The sequence below is a fragment of the Streptomyces humidus genome (genome assembly GCF_014649655.1).
Taxonomy (GTDB): domain Bacteria; phylum Actinomycetota; class Actinomycetes; order Streptomycetales; family Streptomycetaceae; genus Streptomyces; species Streptomyces humidus.
The window spans coordinates 16,736-35,685 of the sequence record NZ_BMTL01000004.1 but is presented as its reverse complement, the minus strand read 5'-3'; the positions used below and the strand labels follow the sequence as shown (position 1 = coordinate 35,685).

The window sequence follows — 18,950 nt, the reverse complement described above, 5'->3', positions numbered from 1 at the left end:
CCCCGCTAGTCGGTGAAGCCGTGGTGGGTGATCTCCAGAACCTCCGTGGCCACGCCCGGGCTGTCCGGGTTCAGCGACGGGCCCTGCCAGCTGACCGGAAGCACGTCGATCAGGCCCCAGCGGGCGACCTCCGAGCCGTCCGCGCGCAGTGCCGCGATCTGGGCGGTCGGGCGGGTCACCCCGGTGGTGACCGAGGAGATCCACTTGGCGACCTTGGTGGTGTCCGGGGTGAGGGGCCGGGTCAGCCGGATCGTGGAGAACGTCACCCGCGAGGGCAGCTGCCAGACGAACCCGTTGTTGCCGCCCTCCTGACGGTGCTCGATCTCCACCTGGGACGAGAGACCCTCGCACCCGTTGAAGAAGCCGAGGCTCTCGCCGTCGATGGTCAGGGTGAAGAAGACGGTGGAGCCCGGGTCGAGATCGGAGGGCATCGGGGCCTGGCCTTTCCGGGAGAAGGGGGCGTCGGGGAGGGGCGGGGAGGGGAGGCGCGGGCTTGTCGGGCGGGCGTCGTGGTCGGGTGGGCGTCCTGGTCGGGAGGGGCGGGTCAGTGGCGGGTGGGCATCGGCTGGGGTCGGTGGCGGCGGGGTCAGCGGCGGGGGTCGCGGAGCCTGCCGATCCGCTCGCGGTCGAGCCGCAGTTCGGTGCGCAGCAGGCGGGTGATGCGTCCGGTCAGACGGTGCGTCAGCTCGTCGAGCTGGAAGTCGGTGAGGGCCCGTGGATCGAACCCGGGCCGTGCTTCCGGCTGCGCCTGACCCGACGCCTCACGCTCCGCCGCGGAGGTCGGTGACGCCGACGCCGACGCCGACGCCGACGTCGACGTCGACGCCGACGTCGAGGAGGCGTGCCTGGTCTCGCCGGACGGCGGGTGCGGCGACTTGGGCAGGGCCGGCGCGGGGGCGGTGCGCTGGACGGCGAGGGGGGCGGCGGTGGGCGCCGGGAGGGGCAGCGGCGTGGGCATGGGCATGGGCATGGGCGTGGGCATGGGGAGGGATGCCGGCGCGGGCGACGCGCTGCGCTGCACGACGGGGCGCGCGGGGGCTGCCGGGGCCGTGGAGGCGGGCGTGGGCGCGGGCGCGGATGACGTGGGAGGGGGTGCGGGGGTGGGATACGGGCGGGCGACGGGGTGGCGCGAGGGGCTGCCGGGTGCGGTGCGGCGCAGCTGGACGGGGACCGGCGGCGCGGCCGGGACCGTGCGGCGCTGCACCGGGAGCGCGGACGTGGCCGCCGACGGGCGGACGGCCGTCGGCGCGGGGCCCGCTCGGTGGGGGAGGAGCCCGCCGATGGGGGCCGAGGCAGGGGCTGACGGCATCCCGCCGGGTGACGGCTGGTGGAGTGGCTGGACGCCGAGGGGGGCCGCCGGGGCCGCCGGGGCCATGGAGGGCAGGGGGGCCACGGGGGCTATGGGGGCGGAAGCGAACGGCGTTGGAGGGCGCGGGGGTTGTGGAAGGCGGGGCGTCGCGGCGGTGCGCTGCACCACCGGGGCCGTCGGCGCGGGACCGGTCGTCGTCGTACGTGGAGCGCTCTGAGGCGTGACGGGAACGCCGCCCGGTGTCTCGAGCGGCCGGGTGTCGGCGGGGCGGCCGGAGAGCGGGGCGCCCAGCAGGGGGCGTGCGGGGACGGAGGCGGCGGGCCGCGCGGCGGGCGTCGGCGCGACGCCGCGCTGCACGGGGACGCCGAGAGGGGTGGACGAGCGCTGGGCCGTCTCCGGTCGTGCACGGGGGGTGTCGAAAGATGAGGGGGAGGAGGGGGCGGAGGGGGCGGTGGGGGCCTTGAGGCCGGGGGGCGTCGCGGGCACCGGGCCGGTGGCGACAGGCGTCGTCGGCGGGACCGGTGCGGGGACGTTCGTCGGGGCGCCGAGGCCCGCCCGACGTCGGGGCGGGGTGGGGCCGGCCGGGGTCCGCTGAACGGTCGGCCCGGGGGTCGCGGACGCGGCCGTGGAACCGACGGAGGTCTGCGGCGGGCCGGCGGCGGGGCGTGCGAAGGAGGGCGGGAGAGCCGAACCGGCAGGCGGCGGAACCGGGTTGCCCGTCGCAGGGGGCCGGGTCCCGGCCGGTTCGCCCGACGGCGACCCGGGGACCGCGCCGGACGGAGTCGCCACTCGCTGGACGCCCAGGGGCGTCGCAGGCCCGCTGCCGCCCGAGGGCGGGGCGGCGGGAGAGGAAGCAGCGGAAGAGGGCGAGGGCGAGGGTGAGGAAGGGGACGCGGGCGAGGGCGAGGCGAGGGAGCCGTGAAGAGGGGCCGCGCCGGAAACGGGTCCGGAATCGCGGTCGGCCGACGACCCGGTGCGGGACCCGGAGGGCACGGGGGCGGGACCGAAGGCGGGAGCGGCCCGTCCGCTCACCGGGGCAGGCGGCACGGCCCCGTCGGAGCGCGGGGCGGGCACGGCGGAGGAACGGGACACGGCGGACGGCCGGGGCGCGGAGGGAGAGGAGGGGCCGGGAGCGCCGCTCGGGGACGGCGGCACCGCATGCCCCGCGACCGCGCGTTGGACGGAGTGAGCGCCGGCGGACGGAACCGTCGCCGCGCCCCGACCGGCGGAGACCGCGGGAGGCCGCGCTGTTCCTCGGGAGACCTCAGGGATCGCCGGGACAGGAGGGGCGGAGGTGGGGCCGACGACGGGCGCGACACCGCTCACCGCCGAGGAAGCGGAGGAAGCGGAAGCCGTGCCGGCGTCGCGGCCCGCACCCGGCACCGCCCGCTTCAGCGGCGCCGGGCCGGCGTCGGTGACGTCCGCCGCGTGCCGGGTCACCGCTCGCTGGAGCGGGACCGGCGGTGGGGCAGGCGTGGAGGGTGCGGCGGGCGCCGAGGGTCGGTCTGTGGCACGGGAGTTGCTGGGCGCGGCCGTTTCGTCGCGGGGTGCCGCTCGCCGCGGCTCGACCGGCCGCGGTGCGGACACCGGGCCGCCTTCCGCACGGGTAACGCCGGTTGTGGGGCGGCCGTGTTCCGCGGGAGAGGCGTCGGACGAGGCGGATCGACGCGGGGTCGCCGTCCGCTGGATCTCCACCGGACGGTGGGCGGGCGTACGCCCCTGTCCCGCGCGGGAGCCGTCGGGCGCGGCGGCGTCCTGTCGGCTCACCGCCCGCTGGACCTCCACCGACCGGCGGGCGGCCGCAGGCCTGTCTCCCGCACGGGCACCGCCGGGCGCTGCCGGTGCTGGTGCCGCAGACGCTGTCGGTGCCGGCATGGCTCCCTGCCGGTCCTCGACTGCCCGCTGCGCCACGACCGGTCGGCCCATGGCCGTGCCCGTGGCCCTGTCTTCCGTGCCGTTGCTGCCGTTGCTGCCGGGCGCGGCCGCCTCATGCCGGTCGGCCGCCGTCCGCTGGAGTGCGACCGGGCGCGAACCGGCCGGGGACCCGTCTGCCGCCCGGGAGACGGGGACGGTGGGCCCGGCGCCTTCACGCGAGGGCGAGGACGAAGGCGAGGGCGAGGGCGAGGGTGTCGGCGAAGGTGCCGCCGCCCGCTGGACCGCCGTCGGCCGACCTTCGACGCCCGAGGGCGCGGGAGGCGTACCGTCCGCCGTCGTCGACCCGTCGGAACCCGCGGCGGTGGCGGCTCGCGGGCCCGGAGCCGGTTCCTCGGCGGTCGTCGGGCCGGCGCTCTCGGCGCCTGTGGCCCGGCCCGAGGCCTGCGCCGCGCCCGTCTCGGCGGACGGTGCGGCGGTCGCCGCCCGGGCGGGCAGCGTCCGCCGCTGGACCGGCGTGGACGTCGACCTGGTCAACGGGGCCGGGTCCCGCGCCGGAGGCGGGGCGGCGGGCGACACCCGGATGCCCCGCGCCGGGGAGACGGCGGCGGGACGGGACGTCTGCGCCGGACGGGCGGCGACCACCGGGACGTCCGGAGGAGCCGGGGCCGTCGCCACGGACGGGCGCGCGGACGCGCTCGACGACGCCGAGGACGAGGCCGAGGGCGAAGAGAACGAGGACGAGTACGAGTACGACGACGACGGGCCGGGCGCACCGGCGGGGCCGAGCCGGTCCGGGGCCGGGCCCTGGGCCGGAGCAGGCAGCAGTCCCGGAGCCGTCGGCGTCTGAGGCTGCGATGACGAGGGCGTGCGTTGCAGCGGTGTCGCCCGGGGCGGTGCGGCCGGCCGTTCGGGCTCCGCCTCCGTGGCCGCGGGAGTCGCCCGCAGGCTGCTCATCAGGCCGCCGGGAGCCGCGTCCAGCACCGTGTGGGAGCGGACGTCCATGAAGGAGGGGTTCTGCCAGGTGGCCAGCCGGCCGCCGAACCCGGCGTCGGCGACGCCCGACGGTCCTGTGGCCGTCGTCCGCCGGATGGGCGGGAGCGAGGGCCAGGCGGCCTGGACGACGCGCGCCCCCGAACCGCCGTCCCCCACCGAACCGCCGTCCCCCACCGGACCGGTGCCGGAACCGGCAGCGGCGACGGGCCCGCCGGCCGGCGTCGGCGCTCCCGCGCCGACGCCACCGAGATCCGAGCCGCCCGTCTTCCCGCCTTGGGCGGGCTCCCCGCGCCCCCCGCGTCCGCCGCGCAGTCGTTCCAGGAACCCCATGCCTCAGCCCTCCGCCCCGCCCCGGGTCACCAGGGAAGCGATCTGGTCGGCGTAGCGGCGCCGGTCGTGGTGTTCCAGGTCCAGGATGTCGTCCTGGCTCCAGTGGAAGTGGTAGGCGACGTACGCGATCTCCTCGTGCAGCCGGTCGGTCGCGTACGTCACGATTCCCCCAGGCGGCTCCCGCCGAGTTCCACCTCGAAGGGCTCCGAGCAGTGGGGGCAGCGCACCGAGGCGCGGGTGTGCCCCTCGGCGTTGACCTGGCGGTAGAAGTCCTGGAGGAACGCCAGGTCCGAGGCGAACATGTTCTCCACGATCCCGTCGTGGACGAGGGGCAGCGTGCCGAGCCGGGTGATGACCCGGCCGAGCAGGACCACCGACAGGTACGCCGGATTCTCCTGGACGCGGATGTCGCGGAGCGGGACCAGTTCGTCCCGCGCCGTCGCCAGCCGCATCACGCCCTCGCGGTGGACCGTGCCCGCCTCGTCGACATAGCCGCGCGGCAGTTCGAAGGGGAACTCCGTCTGCAGCCGGTACGCCGCCGGTGCGGGGACCGCGGCGGGGACCGCGGCCGGTGCGGACTCGGGCACGGCGGTGGCCGGGAGCGCCTCCTGCGGCTCCCCGCCCGCCGCCGCCCGGACAGCCGTACGCCGCATTACTCGATGACCAGTTCTTCGAACGTGATCGTCACGGTCTCGGTCAGCGCGGACGCCTCGCCCGCCTTGACGGTGCTGGTGTCGATCTTGCTGCACCAGGCGTTGCGCATGTTGTACCGCTTGACCGGGTTGTTCATGTAGTCCATGACCATGATCGTGGCGTTCTTGCGGGCCGTGCCCATCACGCCGTTGATCGACTCGGTGATCCACTGGTTGAACGCCGCGGACTGGGTCATGCCGCGCACGACCGTGCAGGTGCCGGCCTTCTTCACGCCCGGCAGCTTCTTGGTGACGGGCTTCCCCTGGGCGGAGACCTGCTGGTACTCGATGACGTCCTGCTCGATGCTGAGGCCGCTGACCTCGGCGAGGTACTCGACCATCACGCCGTCGATCTGCAGGCCGAAATTGTGTGAAGTGAGGGCGTCACCCGGCTGGAGACTCATCTGGCTTTCCTTCTAAGGGAGTTGACTGCGGAGCGGTACGGGTCCGGAGGGAGGGGGCGACGGCCCGCTCGGCTACTCCTCGAGCTCCCCGCTGCCGCTCTGGAACTGGGCCAGGCGGAAGATCACGAACTCGGCGGGCTTCACGGGCGCGATGCCGATCTCGCAGACCACCCGGCCGAGGTCGACCGACTCCGGCGGGTTGGACTCCTCGTCGCACTTGACGTAGAACGCCTCCTCGGGGCGGGCGCCGAACAACGCGCCCGAGCGCCACTCGTTCACCAGGAACGCCGAGACGTTGCGCCGGATCCGGGCCCACAGGGCGTGGTCGTTCGGCTCGAACACCACCCACTGGGTGCCGATCAGGATCGACTCCTCCAGGTAGTTGAAGTACCGGCGGACGTTGAGGTAGCGCCAGGCCGGGTCGGAGGACAGCGTGCGGGCGCCCCAGATGCGGATGCCGCGGCCGGGGAACGCGCGGATGCAGTTGACGCCGATCGGGTTGAGCAGGTCCTGCTCGCCGCGCGTGATCTGGATCTCCAGGTCCACCGCACCGCGGACGACCTCGTTGGCCGGGGCCTTGTGGACGCCGCGCTCGGAGTCGTTGCGGGCCCACACGCCGGCCACGTGGCCGCTCGGCGGGATCAGCCGGGCCTGGCCCGCCGCCGGGTCGAAGGACTTGATCCACGGGTAGTACAGCGCCGCGTACTTGGAGTCGTAACCGGCCGTCTCCTGGCGCCAGACGCGGATCTGACGCGCGTTGAGGCCGGGCGGCGGGTCGATGATCGCGACGCGGTCGCCCATCAGCTCGCAGTGCGCGATCAGGCCGAGCTGGACGGCCTTGACGGACTCCAGGTCGATCGCGCCGCGCTGGTAGGCGGCCATGAGGTCGGGGACGGCGACCATGGACACCTCGTCGACGGCCTCCAGGCCGCCGAAGCCGGTGCGGTCCGAGCTGTCGCCCAGGTACTGCGCGGGGCCGACCGGGGCGTTCTCCTGCGTCGGCGCGGCGGGGGCGGCGGAGGGCGCGGCCGGCAGGGCGACCGTCTGGTTCTCCGGCCGGGCCAGCTGCGCGGCGGGCGCGGCCTCGGCCACGGTGATCAGCCTGGAGCGTTCCTTGACCTGCGTGACGACGTAGGAGCGGTTGCCCTTCTTCGCGCTCACGTCGAAGGTCTCGACGGGCTTGTCGCCGTCCTTGACGATCAGCTTGAACCGCTCGGCGGGGCCCTCGCCCTCGGCGTCGGCGACCTCGACGCTCAGCGGGCCGCCGCTGTCGCCCGACGCCAGCGCCGTCACGGTGAAGGTGCCGAGCTGCTTCGGCTCGCCGGCCGGGAGCGCGGCGGGCGCGGAGCCCGGACCGGCCACCGCGGCGGGGGACTTGGCGTCCCCGGCGGCGCCGGCGGGCGAGCCGCCCACGCGGACGACGTAGGCCGCCGAGCCGCCGTTGTTGAAGAACCCGTACACGGAGTGCGCGAGGTAGTAGCCGTCGGTGAAGTCACCGAAAGCCGCCACGTACTGGGTCCAGTTGGTCACCAGGGTCGGCTCGTTGAGCGGGCCGGTCGGGGCGAGCCCGACGAAGGCCGCCACCGAGGTGCCCACCCCCTCGATCGGGCGGGAGCCGCTGGCCACCTCCTCGACGTATACGCCGGGCGACAGGTAGGACGGCATGCTGTGCTCTCCTCGGGGTACGCGTCAGGACGTTCTCACCGTCACGCGCGAAGCGCGTACGCCGAAACGTCCCCCGGTGCACACTCCGGGGCACTTCGCCTGCCCCCGCGGGCAGTCCCGTGCCGGCCGCGCCCGCCCGTCGGCACGGCCGCGCCCCCTGTCACCGCCGCACCACCCCGCCCGCCCCGGCCGGGGCCGGACCGGGGGCCCGGGACTTCGGGGGTTCCCGGGGACTTCCGGGCAGTCGGCCGGGGGTCGGCGGGCAGGGTGGCCTGCCCTTCCGCCTCTGACGCCGGACGCGCCCTCCCCGTAGCGTCGGCGCGTGAGCCTGTGGACTTCCCTGGAACCCTCTTCCGTCACCGTCGATCCCGGCAGCAGGGCGACCGTGCGGCTGCGCGTGCGCAACACCGGCGACGTGGTCGACGAGTACCGCTTCGAGCCCGTGGGCGCGGTCGCGCCGTGGACGACGGTGGAGCCGCCGACGCTGCGGCTGTATCCGGGGACGACGGGGACGGTGGAGCTGACGTTCGCGCCGCCGCGCACGCCGGACGCGACGGCCGGCCCCAACCCCTACGCGGTGCGCATCACGCCGACCGAACATCCGGACGCGGTGACCGTGCCGGAGGGGAACCTGACGGTCACGCCGTTCACGGAGGTGCGGGCCGAACTGGTGCCGCCGACCGTGAAGGGACGCTTCCGGGGCCGGCCCCGGCTCGCCGTCGACAACATCGGCAACACCCGCGTCACCGCCTCGCTGAGCGGCAGCGACACCGGCGACCGGCTCTCGTACGACCTCCAGCCGGGCAGCGTCCAGATCGAGCCGGGGCGCGCGGTGTTCGTCGACACCACGCTGCGGCCCCGCCGGATCATCTGGTTCGGGTCGAAGGAGGAGCAGCCGTACACGCTGAACGTGCAGCGGTCGGGCGCGGTGCCGCTGTCGGTGGACGGCACGTTCGTGCAGCGCGGGTTCCTGCCGCGCTGGCTGGCCACGGCGCTCAGCCTCACCGTGGCCCTGGCGATCGCGTTCGTCATGATCTGGCTGGCCTACAAGCCGCAGGTGCGCAGCCTGGCGTCGGAGAAGGTCGCGCAGGCGGACGTCAACACGCTGGCGCCCAGCCCCTCGGCCACGCCCGCCCCACCGCCCCTGGTGCCCACCCCGACGGCCCCGCAGGTGCCCGAGGCCCCGGTGAGCAACCAGGCGGGCGACGGCGGCGCCGGCGGTGGCGGTGGCGGCGGCGAGGAGTCGAAGAAGCCGGCGCCGCCCAAGAAGGAGACCGCGGCCGTCGCCGTGAACAAGCTGGCGGCGCGCAGCGACGGGCGGCACATCTGCTACCGCGCGTACGTGGAGGACAAGGGCTGGCAGGACCCGGTCTGCGACGGCGCGATCGCCGGCACCACCGGCAAGGGCCTGGCCATCAAGGCCCTCAACATCGCCACGGCCCGGACGGGCGGCGTCACGGGCAACGCCGCTCATGTGGACGGCGGCTGGCTGACCGGCGACAAGTGGTCGAAGGCGTCCGACGGCGTCGACATGTACATGGGCTCCAGCAAGCCGGCGGTGTCGGTCATGGAGGGATTCACCATCAAGACGAAGGAGGGCTCCGTCTGCCAGAACCCGCACATCAAGGACCGGGGCTGGCTGGGCAACGGATGCACCAAGCCGGGCGACTGGATCTACGGCGGCAGCCCGATGCAGGACCGGCTCCAGCTGGAGGCCGTCCGCTTCACGGTCTGAGCGGGCTCACCGGGCACGGCCGGCCGTCCCCCTGGGGCGAGCGGTCGTGCCCGGCTCTTTTCCGACCGTCCCCGCCCGGCGTCGCCCGACCGTCCCCGCCGGCCGACGCCCGGCACCACCGCGACGGCGCCGCAGACCGCACCGGCACGAACCGGCATCGGCCCAAAAACGCCTTGCGGCGTCTACCAGTTGGCCTCACCCGGCACCAGGCGGCCCGCCTTGCGGTACTCGCGGCGGGCCCCCTCCAGCAGGTCGCCGTCGCCGACCGGCTCGTCGCGTCCGGCGGCGAGATAGGCGGCGGTGACGACCGCGCTGCGGATCGAGCCCCCGGCCAGCTCGAAGTCCCTGGCCAGCGGCTCGGGGTCGACGCCGGCCACGCACGGCACATGGGCGAGCCCGTGCCGCCACAGCGCGAGCCGCTGGCCTGCGTCGGGGAACGGGAAGTCGACCACGAGGTCGAGGCGGCGGGTGAACGCCTCGTCGATGTTGGCGCGCAGGTTGGTGGTGAGCAGCGCGATGCCGTCGAAGGACTCCAGTCGCTGGAGCAGGTAGGCGCTCTCCATGTTGGCGTACTTGTCGTGCGCGTCCTTGACCTCCGAGCGCTTGCCGAAGACGGCGTCGGCCTCGTCGAAGAGCAGCACGGCGTCGGTACGGTCGGCCTCGGTGAAGATGCGCTCCAGGTTCTTCTCGGTCTCGCCGACGTACTTGTCGACGACCGAGGACAACTGGACGACGTACAGGTCGAGCCCGAGTTCGGCGGCGACGACCTCGGCGGACAGCGTCTTGCCGGTGCCGGACTCGCCCGCGAACAGACCGAGCACGCCCCGGCCGCGCCCGCCTCCCGCGCTGAGCCGCCAGTCGCCGAGGACGCGGTCGCGGTGCCGGGCGCGCAGGGCCAGTTCGTGCAGCTGGGTCAGTGGCCGCTCGGGCAGGACGAGGTCCTCCCAGCCGACGTCGGGCCGGATCCGGCGCGCGTGCTGTTCCAGCCCGGACGCCGACTGCTGCCGGGCGGCGCGCCGCACATGGCCGGCGGTGAGCGGGCCGCCCTCGAACGCGGCCAGGGCGGCGGCGGCGTGCGCGGCCCGCGCGACCCGCTCGCCGCCGAGGCGGTAGGGGGCGACGGTGGCGGCGAGGTCGAAGCCGGGCGCGACGGGGCCGCCCGCCGCGTCGAGCGCCGCGGCCCAGGCCGCCGTCCCGCCTGCCCGGCGGCGGGGGGCCTCCAGCACGAGCGGGTCGCGGGCCGTCCAGTGCGGGTCGTAGGGGCGCGGGTCGGTGAGCAGCACGGTGACGTCGGGTGCGTCCGCCAGCGCGTCGATCAGCGGACCCGGCCGGTCCGGCAGGCCGGACAGGACCACCGCCCGGCCGCCGAGGCGCGCCTCGCGCAGCAGCGCGGGGACGTGGTCCTCGGCGCCGGTGAAGCGCAGGGCGTCGACGCCTGCTGTCCGCAGGGCGGAGCCGATCGCGGCGAGGCCGTCGCCCTCCCGGTGTTCGCGCAGGTAGGCGGTGAACGGACGGCCCGTGCGCAGCCGTTGTGCCAGCCGGCCGGCGAGCTCCTCGTCCTCCGGCAGCGGCGGGGGCAGCGGGTGCAGCCGGCCGTGCAGTGCGGGGTCCGGGGTGTCGTCGCCCAGCAGATGGCCGAGCAGCCGGTCGGGTACGCGCAACGAGCGTGACAGGAAGGGCCGTTCGGGCTCCTCGACGTCCAGCAGTCCGTACGCGCGCAGTGGCGCCGAGGCGTGGAACCGGGCACGGGCCGGAGCCAGGTGGGCGGGCGTCCCGCACAGGTCGAGGGCGAGTCCCACGGTGGCGCGCCGTCTGCTCACGTCGTCGTTGAGGTAGCCGTAGAGCGGTTCGAAGGACCGGTCCAGGTCGGGTGCCAGCGCGACGAGGAGGATCGCGGCGTCCAGGTCGGTCAGGCGGAGCCGGACGGCGAGGCCGGTGAGGGCGTCGTGGCCGGCCGGGAGGAGGCCGTCGGCGGGTTCGGGCGTCCCGCCCGTGAGGTAGTGGCGTACCGCCTCGTCCGAGAGGTACAGGCCGCGCAGCGGGTCGGCGGCGGTGGGGTCGCCGGCGGCGCGATGGTCGACCAGCACGCCGACCCCGTCCCGCAGCGCGGCGAGCCGGGCGAGCAGCGCGGCGGTCCCGTCCGGCGCGGCGGTGTCCGCGGTCGCGGAGGCGGTCGACGGGATGGTGCCCGCGGAGGCGGCGGGCAGGACGGTGTACTCGGGGGCGGCGACGTCGTCCTGCTCCGTGTGCGCCCCGTTCACCGCTGGTCCGGTCACCGCTGGTCCGGGCGGCGGGACGCGGCCTCGCGGGCCTCGCGGGCGGCGGCCACCTGGTGGGGGCGGTGGGCGCGTTCGCCGGACTCCGGGGGGTCGCCGTCGATGCCGCGCACGCGGACGACGGCGCCCTCGGTGACCGGCGGCCCGGCGTCGTACTCGGGGTAGGCCGGGAACGGCGCGGTGACCACCAGGTCCAGGGACGGTTTGAGCTCGCCGCCCAGGGCGGACCAGATCTCGGCGAGGGACCGGGACTCGGTCTGGATGCCGGCCACCGTCACCGGCATCGCCAGGCCCAGCGCTCGCAGAGAGCGCGGGAGTTCGTCGGCGCTGATCAGCTCGCGCGGCAGCAGCGTCGCCAACACCGCCGACAGCAGCCGGTGTTCGTCCTGCGGCGTCCGCGTCCACGCGGTCACCAGGTACGACAGCCGGAACCAGCGCGGCGGTTGACGGCGCTTGACGACGATGTCCCGCTCGTCGCGCACCGCCATCTGGCCGCGCTGACGACGGGAGACGTCCTCGCGGATGTCGTACAAGTAGGTGTTGATCACCGGGGCGTTGCGCCGCGCGGCCCAGTCGCGGGTCGGGGCCTCGAACGACACGTCGATGCCGGATCCCGCCAGCGAGCCGCCCTCCAGCAGGCCTTTGAGGACCTCGTCCACCTCGTGGATCACCGTCGCGCTCCTCAACTGCCTTGCCCGTGTGCCCTGCCGCGCCCGCCGCTCACCGATCGTGCCCCGGACGGCCCGCGTCGCGCACGCGCGCCGGGGTCGGCGGCCGGGCAGGGCGGCCTGCCCGCGTGTCCGCATTCGATTGCCCGTTCGGTCAGATGTAGCCTTCCCGGAGGGCATATGCCACCGCGTGCGCCCGATTGCGCAGATGCAACCGCGTCGTGAGTCCGTGCATGACGTTCTTGACAGTTCGTTCGGAGTAGGACAGCTTGCTGGCGATCTCTCCGGTGTCCAGGCCCTCGGCGACCAGCCGCAGGACGTCCACCTCCCGGGGCGCGAGCCCCAGGGAAGGGGCGCCGGGCCGGCCCGCCGCACCGCGGTGCAGTGTGCCCACCTGGCTGATGAGCCTGCCGAGCAGGTCGGCGGGCAGGTCGCCGTCGCCGCGCTGCGCGGCCACCACCGCCTGCACCAGCCGGTGCGCGGTGGCCTCCCGGCGCCAGACGATGGCCCCGACCCCGCACTCGATGACGTCCAGCAGTTCGGTCTCGCGGATCGTGCCCACGACGAGCACCGCGCGGGCCCCCTCGCTGCGCACGATCCGCCGCAGCCGGGTCAGCGCCGCCTCGTCCAGGGTGTCCTCGACGAGCAGCGCCACCGTGCCGGCGGCGGACGAGAGGTCCTCGCGGACCTCGACCTCCGGCCGGCCGCGCAACTGGCTGACGGCGCCCTCGCGGGAGATCGGGTCGGATGCCTGGACGGCCACGGGAATCCGCCGCCGGCCGCCGGTCTCTGTTGTCCGAGGTGAGCTGAGCAACCGTTTCCCCCATGTTCACGGGCCCGCGGCCCGGCGGGAACCGGTGGCGGGTGGGTATGGTCCAGACTTCTGCGCCCCCTGTGGTGCGCGCAATCGTGGAGCACCACGAGGCCGACCACGAGAGCAAGCCCGCGAACACCACGGCCCGGCAGTGTCGCCGCAGGTCAGCGCTGTGAGACCGGGCGCGCTCGGCGACTTCGTGAGCCTCGCCACAACGAACTCGTGGACCCGGGCCGAGGGGCACGCCCTCTTTCCGTACAAGTCCTACGAACTCGACCTCAGGAGGCAGGCATGACCGGACCGTTGCGGGAACGCGACGACGCCCACGCCCTGCTCGCCGCGGAGGTCGAGCGGGCCCGCGCCGGGGCCGGCCGGCTCGTCCTGCTGCGCGGGGCCACCGGCACCGGCCGCTCCGCCGCGCTGGAGGCCGCCGCCACGCACGCGAGCCGGCTCGGCCTGCGCGTCCTGCGCACCCGCTGCTCGCCCGAGGACACCACGGTGCCGTTCTCCGCGGTCCTGCATCTCCTGGGCCCGGTGCCGGAGTTCGCGGACGTCGCACCCGGCGGCGAGGACCGGGGGAGCGCGGCGCGGCTGTGGCGGCTGCTGCGTTCGTACGCGGACCGGGCGCCGCTCATGATGGCCGTGGACGACGTCCACCTCGCCGACGAGGCCTCGCGCCGCTGGTTCGTGGAGGCGGCGCGCCGCATCGACCGATTACCGGTACTGCTGGTGGCCACCGAGCGCAGTCAGTACGACATCGCGCCGCACGCCGCCGGGCTCGCCCATGCCCTCTCGCCGTCCCTGGTGCGCACCCACGCCCTGGCGCCGCTCACCGACGAGGGTTCGTCCGCCCTGGTCCGGGCGGCGTTCCCGACCGCCTCGGACCGGTGGACGGCGGAAAGCGTGCGGGCCGGGGCGGGCATCCCCCTGCTCCTGCACGCCCTCCTCGACGACCTCGCCGGCGCCCCGCCGCCGACGGCCGTCCCGACGACGTGCGCCGCGCTGTACCCGGGGTCCTATCCGGCGGCCGTCTCCTGGTGGCTGGAGAGCGCGGGACAGGCGACGGCGGAGGTGGCGCGGACGCTCGCGGCGCTGGAACCGCCGGACCGCACGGAGCATGCGGACGGACCCGCGGACGACGCGGCCCGGCCCGTCGAGGCCACGACCGCCCACCACGCCGAGCAGGCCGGACCTGCCGGGCACTCCGGTCACGCTGCTCCCTTCGGGCACGCCGAGCGTTTCGGGCAGGCCGAGAACCCCGGGCACTCCGGGCAGGCCGAGAACCCCGGGCACTCCGGGCAGGCCGAGAACCCCGGGCACTCCGGGCAGGCCGAGAACCCCGGGCACTCCGGGCAGACCGGGCGCGCCGGGCAGGCCGACAGGCGCGCCGGAGGCGCATCCGCCGAGCACCCCGACGCCGACGGGAGCGGGGCCCCGGCGGCCCCCGGGAACGCCCTCGCGGCCCTCGTCGCCGACGCCTGCGGCGCCGACCCCGCCCGCGTCACCGGCTGGTTCACCGCGATGACGCGGCTCGGAGTGCTGCGCACCGACCCGTCCGGCCGCCCCCGGTACGCGCATCCCCTCCTGCGGGACGCCGTGCTCGGCGGCTGGTCCACCGCCCGCCGCCAGGAGGCGCACCGGGCGGCCGCCCAGGCGATGCTGCGCCGCGGCGACCATGTCGACGCGGTGGCACGGCAGTTGCTGGGCAGCGCACCGGCCGGGCTGCCCTGGGCGCTGCGCGTGCTGCGCGACGCCGCCGCCGTCGCCGCCCTCGAGGCACGCCCCGACGACGCCGTCCGCTATCTGCGCCGAGTCCTTCAGGAGCCGCTGCCCGACGACCTGCGCCAACGCCTGCTCACGGAGCTCGGCTCGCTGGAGTACGCCGGCGCCGACGCCCCGGCCGGCATCCCGCGGCTGTCCGAGGCGCTGGACCTGCCCGCCGCCCCCCGTGACCAGGTCCGCACGGCGATCGCTCTGGGCACCGCCCTCGCCGGCCGCGGCGACGTCCGTACGGCGGTGGCGGCGCTGCGCCGGCTGGAGACCCGGCTGGCGGACGGCCACGCCGACCTGGCCCACACGCTGCAGACGGCTTCCGCGCTCCTGTCCGACCAGGACCAGACGGTCCGCGGGGAGGCCTACCGGTGGGTCACCGACACCGCGGAGCGCTCCCCGGAGCTCGTCGGCGCCTCCGGCCGGGCACTGCTCGTGCGGTACGCGGCCACGGCCGGGGACATCACGGCCCGGGAGGCGATGCGACGCCTGCGCTCCCTGCTGGCCGAGCCCGCCGACTCCCTCGCCGAGCCGTTCCTGCTGGGCACGGTCGCGGCGGTGGCCCAGTGGGCCGACGAACTCGACGAGGCGGACCGCCTGGTGGAACGAGGCCTTGCCGGACAGCACCCCTCCCTGCTGCACCCGATGGCCCAGGCCCTGCTGGACACCAGGTGGGACACGGCGGCGGCGCGCGGCGCGTACGGCGTCCTGCTCGCGACCCACTCCGGGACCCGCGTCCGGCGCGGCCCCGGCGGCCCGGGCAACGCCGACGCGCACACCCTGCTGGCCCTGGTGGAGACGGGCCGGACGCAGGAGGCCCGCCGGCTGGCGGACGCCTTCGACCTTCGTGACACTCCCGACTCCTGGGAGCTGAACCGCTTCCTGTACGCGCGGGGCGTGCTGCGGTTCACCGAGGGGGACGTCCCCGGCGCCCTTCATGACTTCCTGGAGTGCGGCCGCCGTCAGTCCGCGCGCGCCGTCCTCAGCCCCGTCGTCACGCCGTGGCGGACGGCGGCCGCGGAGTGCCGGCTGGCCCTGGGCAACCCTCAGGAGGCGCTCACCCTGGCGGCGGAGGAACTGCGGCTGGCCCGTGTGTGGGGCACCCCGCGCACCATGGGACGGGCGTTGCGCGTCCTGGGCCGGGCGACCCGCGGCCGCCGGGGACTGGAGCTGGGCGCGGAGGCGGTGGCCGTGCTGCGCGGCTCCCCGGCCGAGGCGGAGCTGGTGGCCTCGCTGCTCGCCCACGGCCTGCAGCTGACCGAAGCCGGCGACCGCGGCAGGGGCCGAGAGCACCTGCGCGAGGGTGCCGAACGCGCCGAACGTCTGGGCAACGTCCGTCTCCTGACCCATGCGGAGCGCGCCCTGCGCACCGCGGGCGCCCGCCGCACGACCCCGGCGCACACCGGCTCGGCGGCCCTCACCGGCAGCGAGCGCCGTATCGCCGAACTCGCGGCGGAGGGCCGCACGAACACGGAGATAGCGAACGGGCTGCACCTGGCCCGCCGTACGGTCGAGACCCATCTGACCAGCGCCTACAAGAAGCTGGGGATCCGCCGGCGAGGGGAACTGCGCGAGGCGCTGGAGCAGTGAACGACCGGCCGCGGTCCGCCGTGACCGGCCACGGCGACCCACGGCAGATCACGGTGGCGGGCAGCGGGTCAGAGCGCCTGCGGCTGCCCGCCGGTACTCGTGGGGGCGGCCTCGGGCTCGCCGGCCTGCGGAGCAACTCCCGCGAGCGGCGGGGCGGTCGGCGGGGCCGGGACGGGCTGTGACAGGCCTGCGACCGGCGCAGTGGCCCGTGTCACAGCCCGTGGGGCGGCGGACTGGTGGGATGACCGGATGCCCACCGCCTTCACCGCCCTGCGCCGCCTGCTGCCGCCGCTCGCGGTGCACCTGCTGATCGGACTGCCGACGGCCGTCGTCGTGCTGTGCGCGCGCTGGTACCTCGCCCACGGGCACTGTGACTACGGCGACCTGCACCGCCGCGACCTCGATCTGTGCACGTACGACCAGATCGAGAACAGCGGCCTCGTGCTGCCGGCGCTCGTGGTGTCCTCGGCGTTCGTCGCCCTGCTGCTCGTCCTCTTCGACGGCCTCGGGCCTCTGCGGACCGGCCGGCCGCTCCGGCCCCGGCTGCTGACCCTCCCCGCGATCCTGCTGCCCTACGCGGCGTACGCCGCGCTCGGCGGCTGACGCTCCCGGCCCGCGCCGCCGACCGGCTGACGCGCATCACGTCACCGGGCGATCACTTCCGCGCCTTCGGCGGGGCGAAGAGCGGGCCGTCTCGGCTCAGCGGCCGGCCGTGCCGTTGCCGCCCGCGGCCGAGCGCCGACGGCCCTGAGCGGGACGCCCGCGCCGCGGACGGGGGGCGGAGCCGTTGTGCTCGGCGCCGCCGTTGCCCCCGTTGCTCCGTGCGCCGCCCCCGTTGCCCCGCGCGCCGCCGTCGCGGCCCGAGCCGGAGCCCTTGCGCGCCGCGCCGCTGCGCGCGGGACGGTTCTCGGCGGTGGGCGGCGGCGTGAGGACGACGGGCACGCCGGAGGGCGCCTGAGCACCGGTGATACGGCTCAGTTCGCTGCCTCCCGAGCGGACCCGGGTGGTCTGCGGGGTGATGCCGGCGTCGGCCATCAGACGCGTCATGTCCCGGCGCTGGCTGGGCAGCACCAGCGTGACGACGGTGCCGGACTCGCCGGCCCGGGCGGTGCGTCCGCCGCGGTGCAGGTAGTCCTTGTGGTCGGCGGGCGGGTCGACGTTGACGACGAGGTCGAGGTTGTCGACGTGGATGCCGCGGGCCGCCACGTTGGTCGCCACCAGCACGCTGACGTGGCCGTCCTTGAACTGGGCCAGGGTCCGGTTGCGCTGGGACTGCGACTTGCCGCCGTGCAGCGAGGCCGCGCGCACCCCGACCGCCAGCAGCTTCTTGGCCAGCCGGTCCGCCGCGTGCTTGGTGTCCAGGAACATGATCACGCGCCCGTCGCGGGCGGCGATCTCCGTCGTCGTGGCGTGCTTGTCCTCGTCCTCCACGTGCAGCACATGGTGCTCCATCGTGGTGACGGCGCCCGCCGACGGGTCGACCGAGTGGACGACGGGGTCGCTCAGGTAGTTGCGGACCAGCCGGTCGACGTTGCGGTCCAGGGTGGCGGAGAACAGCATCCGCTGTCCGTCGGGGCGTACCTGGTCGAGCAGCGCGGTGACCTGGGGCATGAAGCCCATGTCGGCCATCTGGTCGGCCTCGTCCAGGACGGTGACGGCGACCCGGTCCAGCCGGCAGTCGTCCCGGTCGATGAGGTCCTTGAGCCGACCGGGCGTGGCCACGACGACCTCGGCGCCGCCGCGCAGGGCGCTCGCCTGCCGGCCGATCGACAGGCCGCCGACCACGGTGGCGATCCGCAGCCGCAGCGAGCGGGCGTAGGGAGTGAGGGCGTCGGTGACCTGCTGGGCCAGCTCACGCGTGGGGACGAGGACCAGGGCCAGCGGCTGACGGGGCTCGGCCCGCTGCCCGGCGGTACGGGCCAGCAGGGCCAGTCCGAAGGCGAGGGTCTTGCCGGAGCCCGTCCGGCCACGGCCCAGGACGTCCCGGCCGGCGAGCGAGTTCGGCAGCGTCGCGGCCTGGATGGGGAAAGGCGTGGTCACGCCCTCGGCGCCGAGGGCGGTCAGCAGCTGCTCGGGCATGTCGAGTTCGGTGAAGGCCTCGACCGCAGGCAGCCCCGGAGTGAGGGTCACGGGCACGGCGAACTCACCGCCGGACGCGGCGGGACGGCTCCCGCGTCCGTTCCGCCCGGCCTTGGCCGAACGGGACGGGGCGCCCTGGCGCCGGTCCGTACGGGAGCGGACGGAGCTGTTGCGGTTCATCCGTGACCTTCCTCGAAAGGGCGACACACCATGAACCGGGGCCCGCACTCGAGAGTGCGGGCCCCGGCCGTGTCGTCCGCTTGAAACAGACGTCAGACGATTCAGGCGGGGAGGATGTTCTCCGCCTGCGGGCCCTTCTGGCCCTGCGTCACGTCGAAGGTAACCTTCTGGCCTTCCTGAAGCTCACGGAAGCCGGACGTGGCGATGTTCGAGTAGTGGGCGAAAACGTCCGGGCCGCCACCCTCCTGCTCGATGAAGCCGAAGCCCTTTTCCGAGTTGAACCACTTCACGGTGCCAGATGCCATGCTGTATCTCCTTTGGGGCAATGCCCGGAGTCCACACCTTGCGGACCCGGCGTCGCAGGATCAGGAAAAGCCCCAAAAACAAAAAGAGTGCCCGTCGACGTATGGTCGAAGAGCACTCAAAAGCCTCTGGTAACCGAAACTGCCACTTTTATCACGGTAGCACAGGTCGGCACGCGGAGTCTGTGTCGAGGAGCACACCGCGTCCGACCGGTGTGTCCGACCGCAGGCGCGGGGGGCCGGCAGGACGTCCACGGGAGCACCGGAA

The 18,950-nt window shown here is 75.3% G+C and carries 15 protein-coding genes; 4 read left to right on the top strand and 11 right to left on the bottom strand.

Features of this window, described 5'->3' with window-relative positions; genetic code table 11:
* Positions 1-5: 5 nt before the first annotated feature.
* Together IE239_RS05245 and IE239_RS05240 are read right to left on the bottom strand one after the other, a co-directional pair.
* Entirely contained in the window at positions 6-431 is a 426-nt protein-coding gene (locus IE239_RS05245) for a phage tail protein (RefSeq protein WP_069774064.1), read from the bottom strand.
* Between the two features lie 155 nt (positions 432-586).
* Positions 587-970, bottom strand: a complete 384-nt coding sequence (locus IE239_RS05240) for a hypothetical protein (RefSeq protein WP_229877813.1) — start codon at positions 968-970, stop codon at positions 587-589.
* Positions 971-3,233: 2,263 nt separating this feature from the next.
* On the opposite strand from IE239_RS05240, the gene IE239_RS05235 reads away from it, so the two are divergent.
* Positions 3,234-4,031 carry a hypothetical protein gene (locus tag IE239_RS05235; protein ID WP_190148077.1) on the top strand — a complete coding sequence of 266 codons (798 nt, stop codon included), beginning with the start codon at positions 3,234-3,236 and terminating at the stop codon, positions 4,029-4,031.
* Positions 4,032-4,510: 479 nt separating this feature from the next.
* On the opposite strand, the gene IE239_RS05230 is transcribed toward IE239_RS05235, so the two are convergent.
* The 4 genes from IE239_RS05230 to IE239_RS05215 form a co-directional block, all read right to left on the bottom strand.
* Complete coding sequence (locus IE239_RS05230) at positions 4,511-4,669, bottom strand: DUF6760 family protein (RefSeq protein WP_167467653.1); 159 nt, start codon at positions 4,667-4,669, stop codon at positions 4,511-4,513.
* Positions 4,666-5,160 carry a hypothetical protein gene (locus IE239_RS05225; RefSeq protein WP_190148076.1) on the bottom strand — a complete coding sequence of 165 codons (495 nt, stop codon included), beginning with the start codon at positions 5,158-5,160 and terminating at the stop codon, positions 4,666-4,668. Before IE239_RS05225 ends, IE239_RS05230 begins: the two co-directional genes overlap by 4 nt.
* Positions 5,160-5,603: a phage tail protein gene (locus IE239_RS05220; RefSeq protein WP_069774061.1), complete on the bottom strand. Its 444-nt coding sequence runs from the start codon at positions 5,601-5,603 to the stop codon at positions 5,160-5,162. Before IE239_RS05220 ends, IE239_RS05225 begins: the two co-directional genes overlap by 1 nt.
* A gap of 72 nt (positions 5,604-5,675) precedes the next feature.
* Positions 5,676-7,268 (bottom strand): phage tail sheath family protein, encoded by a 1,593-nt coding sequence (locus tag IE239_RS05215; protein ID WP_190148075.1) that lies wholly within the window; start codon positions 7,266-7,268, stop codon positions 5,676-5,678.
* Between the two features lie 322 nt (positions 7,269-7,590).
* Here IE239_RS05215 and IE239_RS05210 point away from each other — a divergent pair, with 322 nt between their 5' ends.
* On the top strand, positions 7,591-9,003 hold the full coding sequence (locus IE239_RS05210) for a hydrolase (protein ID WP_190148074.1): 1,413 nt from the start codon (positions 7,591-7,593) through the stop codon (positions 9,001-9,003).
* 182 nt (positions 9,004-9,185) lie between these two features.
* Here IE239_RS05210 and IE239_RS05205 read toward each other — a convergent pair whose 3' ends face one another.
* The 3 genes from IE239_RS05205 to IE239_RS05195 all read right to left on the bottom strand — a co-directional run bounded on the left by IE239_RS05205 (position 9,186) and on the right by IE239_RS05195 (position 12,761).
* A complete protein-coding gene (locus IE239_RS05205) occupies positions 9,186-11,186 on the bottom strand; it encodes an ATP-binding protein (protein ID WP_190148306.1) in 2,001 nt (666 codons plus the stop codon).
* A gap of 89 nt (positions 11,187-11,275) precedes the next feature.
* The gene (locus IE239_RS05200; RefSeq protein ID WP_190148073.1) at positions 11,276-11,950 is read right to left on the bottom strand and encodes a Pvc16 family protein; all 675 of its coding nucleotides are present in this window, start codon (positions 11,948-11,950) and stop codon (positions 11,276-11,278) included.
* 151 nt (positions 11,951-12,101) lie between these two features.
* Positions 12,102-12,761, bottom strand: coding sequence for a helix-turn-helix transcriptional regulator (locus tag IE239_RS05195; protein WP_308435381.1), 660 nt, complete (start codon positions 12,759-12,761; stop codon positions 12,102-12,104).
* Positions 12,762-13,052: 291 nt separating this feature from the next.
* Here IE239_RS05195 and IE239_RS05190 point away from each other — a divergent pair, with 291 nt between their 5' ends.
* Together IE239_RS05190 and IE239_RS05185 are read left to right on the top strand one after the other, a co-directional pair.
* Positions 13,053-16,121 carry an AAA family ATPase gene (locus IE239_RS05190; RefSeq protein WP_190148072.1) on the top strand — a complete coding sequence of 1,023 codons (3,069 nt, stop codon included), beginning with the start codon at positions 13,053-13,055 and terminating at the stop codon, positions 16,119-16,121.
* 249 nt (positions 16,122-16,370) lie between these two features.
* A complete protein-coding gene (locus tag IE239_RS05185) occupies positions 16,371-16,724 on the top strand; it encodes a hypothetical protein (RefSeq protein ID WP_190148071.1) in 354 nt (117 codons plus the stop codon).
* A 96-nt stretch (positions 16,725-16,820) separates the two neighbouring features.
* On the opposite strand, the gene IE239_RS05180 is transcribed toward IE239_RS05185, so the two are convergent.
* On the bottom strand, positions 16,821-18,380 hold the full coding sequence (locus IE239_RS05180; RefSeq protein ID WP_190148070.1) for a DEAD/DEAH box helicase: 1,560 nt from the start codon (positions 18,378-18,380) through the stop codon (positions 16,821-16,823).
* 101 nt (positions 18,381-18,481) lie between these two features.
* Positions 18,482-18,685, bottom strand: coding sequence for a cold-shock protein (locus tag IE239_RS05175; protein ID WP_057577999.1), 204 nt, complete (start codon positions 18,683-18,685; stop codon positions 18,482-18,484).
* Between the last annotated feature and the right edge of the window lie 265 nt (positions 18,686-18,950).

Excerpts from the sequence above, each read along its gene's own strand:
- IE239_RS05190 (WP_190148072.1), top strand. The coding sequence starts at position 13,053 with ATGACCGGACCGTTGCGGGAACGCGACGACGCCCACGCCCTGCTCGCC.
- IE239_RS05185 (WP_190148071.1), top strand. The coding sequence starts at position 16,371 with ATGCCCACCGCCTTCACCGCCCTGCGCCGCCTGCTGCCGCCGCTCGCG.
- IE239_RS05175 (WP_057577999.1), bottom strand. The coding sequence starts at position 18,685 with ATGGCATCTGGCACCGTGAAGTGGTTCAACTCGGAAAAGGGCTTCGGC.
- IE239_RS05220 (WP_069774061.1), bottom strand. The coding sequence starts at position 5,603 with ATGAGTCTCCAGCCGGGTGACGCCCTCACTTCACACAATTTCGGCCTG.
- IE239_RS05180 (WP_190148070.1), bottom strand. The coding sequence starts at position 18,380 with ATGAACCGCAACAGCTCCGTCCGCTCCCGTACGGACCGGCGCCAGGGC.
- IE239_RS05225 (WP_190148076.1), bottom strand. The coding sequence starts at position 5,160 with ATGCGGCGTACGGCTGTCCGGGCGGCGGCGGGCGGGGAGCCGCAGGAG.
- IE239_RS05235 (WP_190148077.1), top strand. The coding sequence starts at position 3,234 with ATGGCCGTGCCCGTGGCCCTGTCTTCCGTGCCGTTGCTGCCGTTGCTG.
- IE239_RS05245 (WP_069774064.1), bottom strand. The coding sequence starts at position 431 with ATGCCCTCCGATCTCGACCCGGGCTCCACCGTCTTCTTCACCCTGACC.
- IE239_RS05215 (WP_190148075.1), bottom strand. The coding sequence starts at position 7,268 with ATGCCGTCCTACCTGTCGCCCGGCGTATACGTCGAGGAGGTGGCCAGC.
- IE239_RS05240 (WP_229877813.1), bottom strand. The coding sequence starts at position 970 with ATGCCCATGCCCATGCCCACGCCGCTGCCCCTCCCGGCGCCCACCGCC.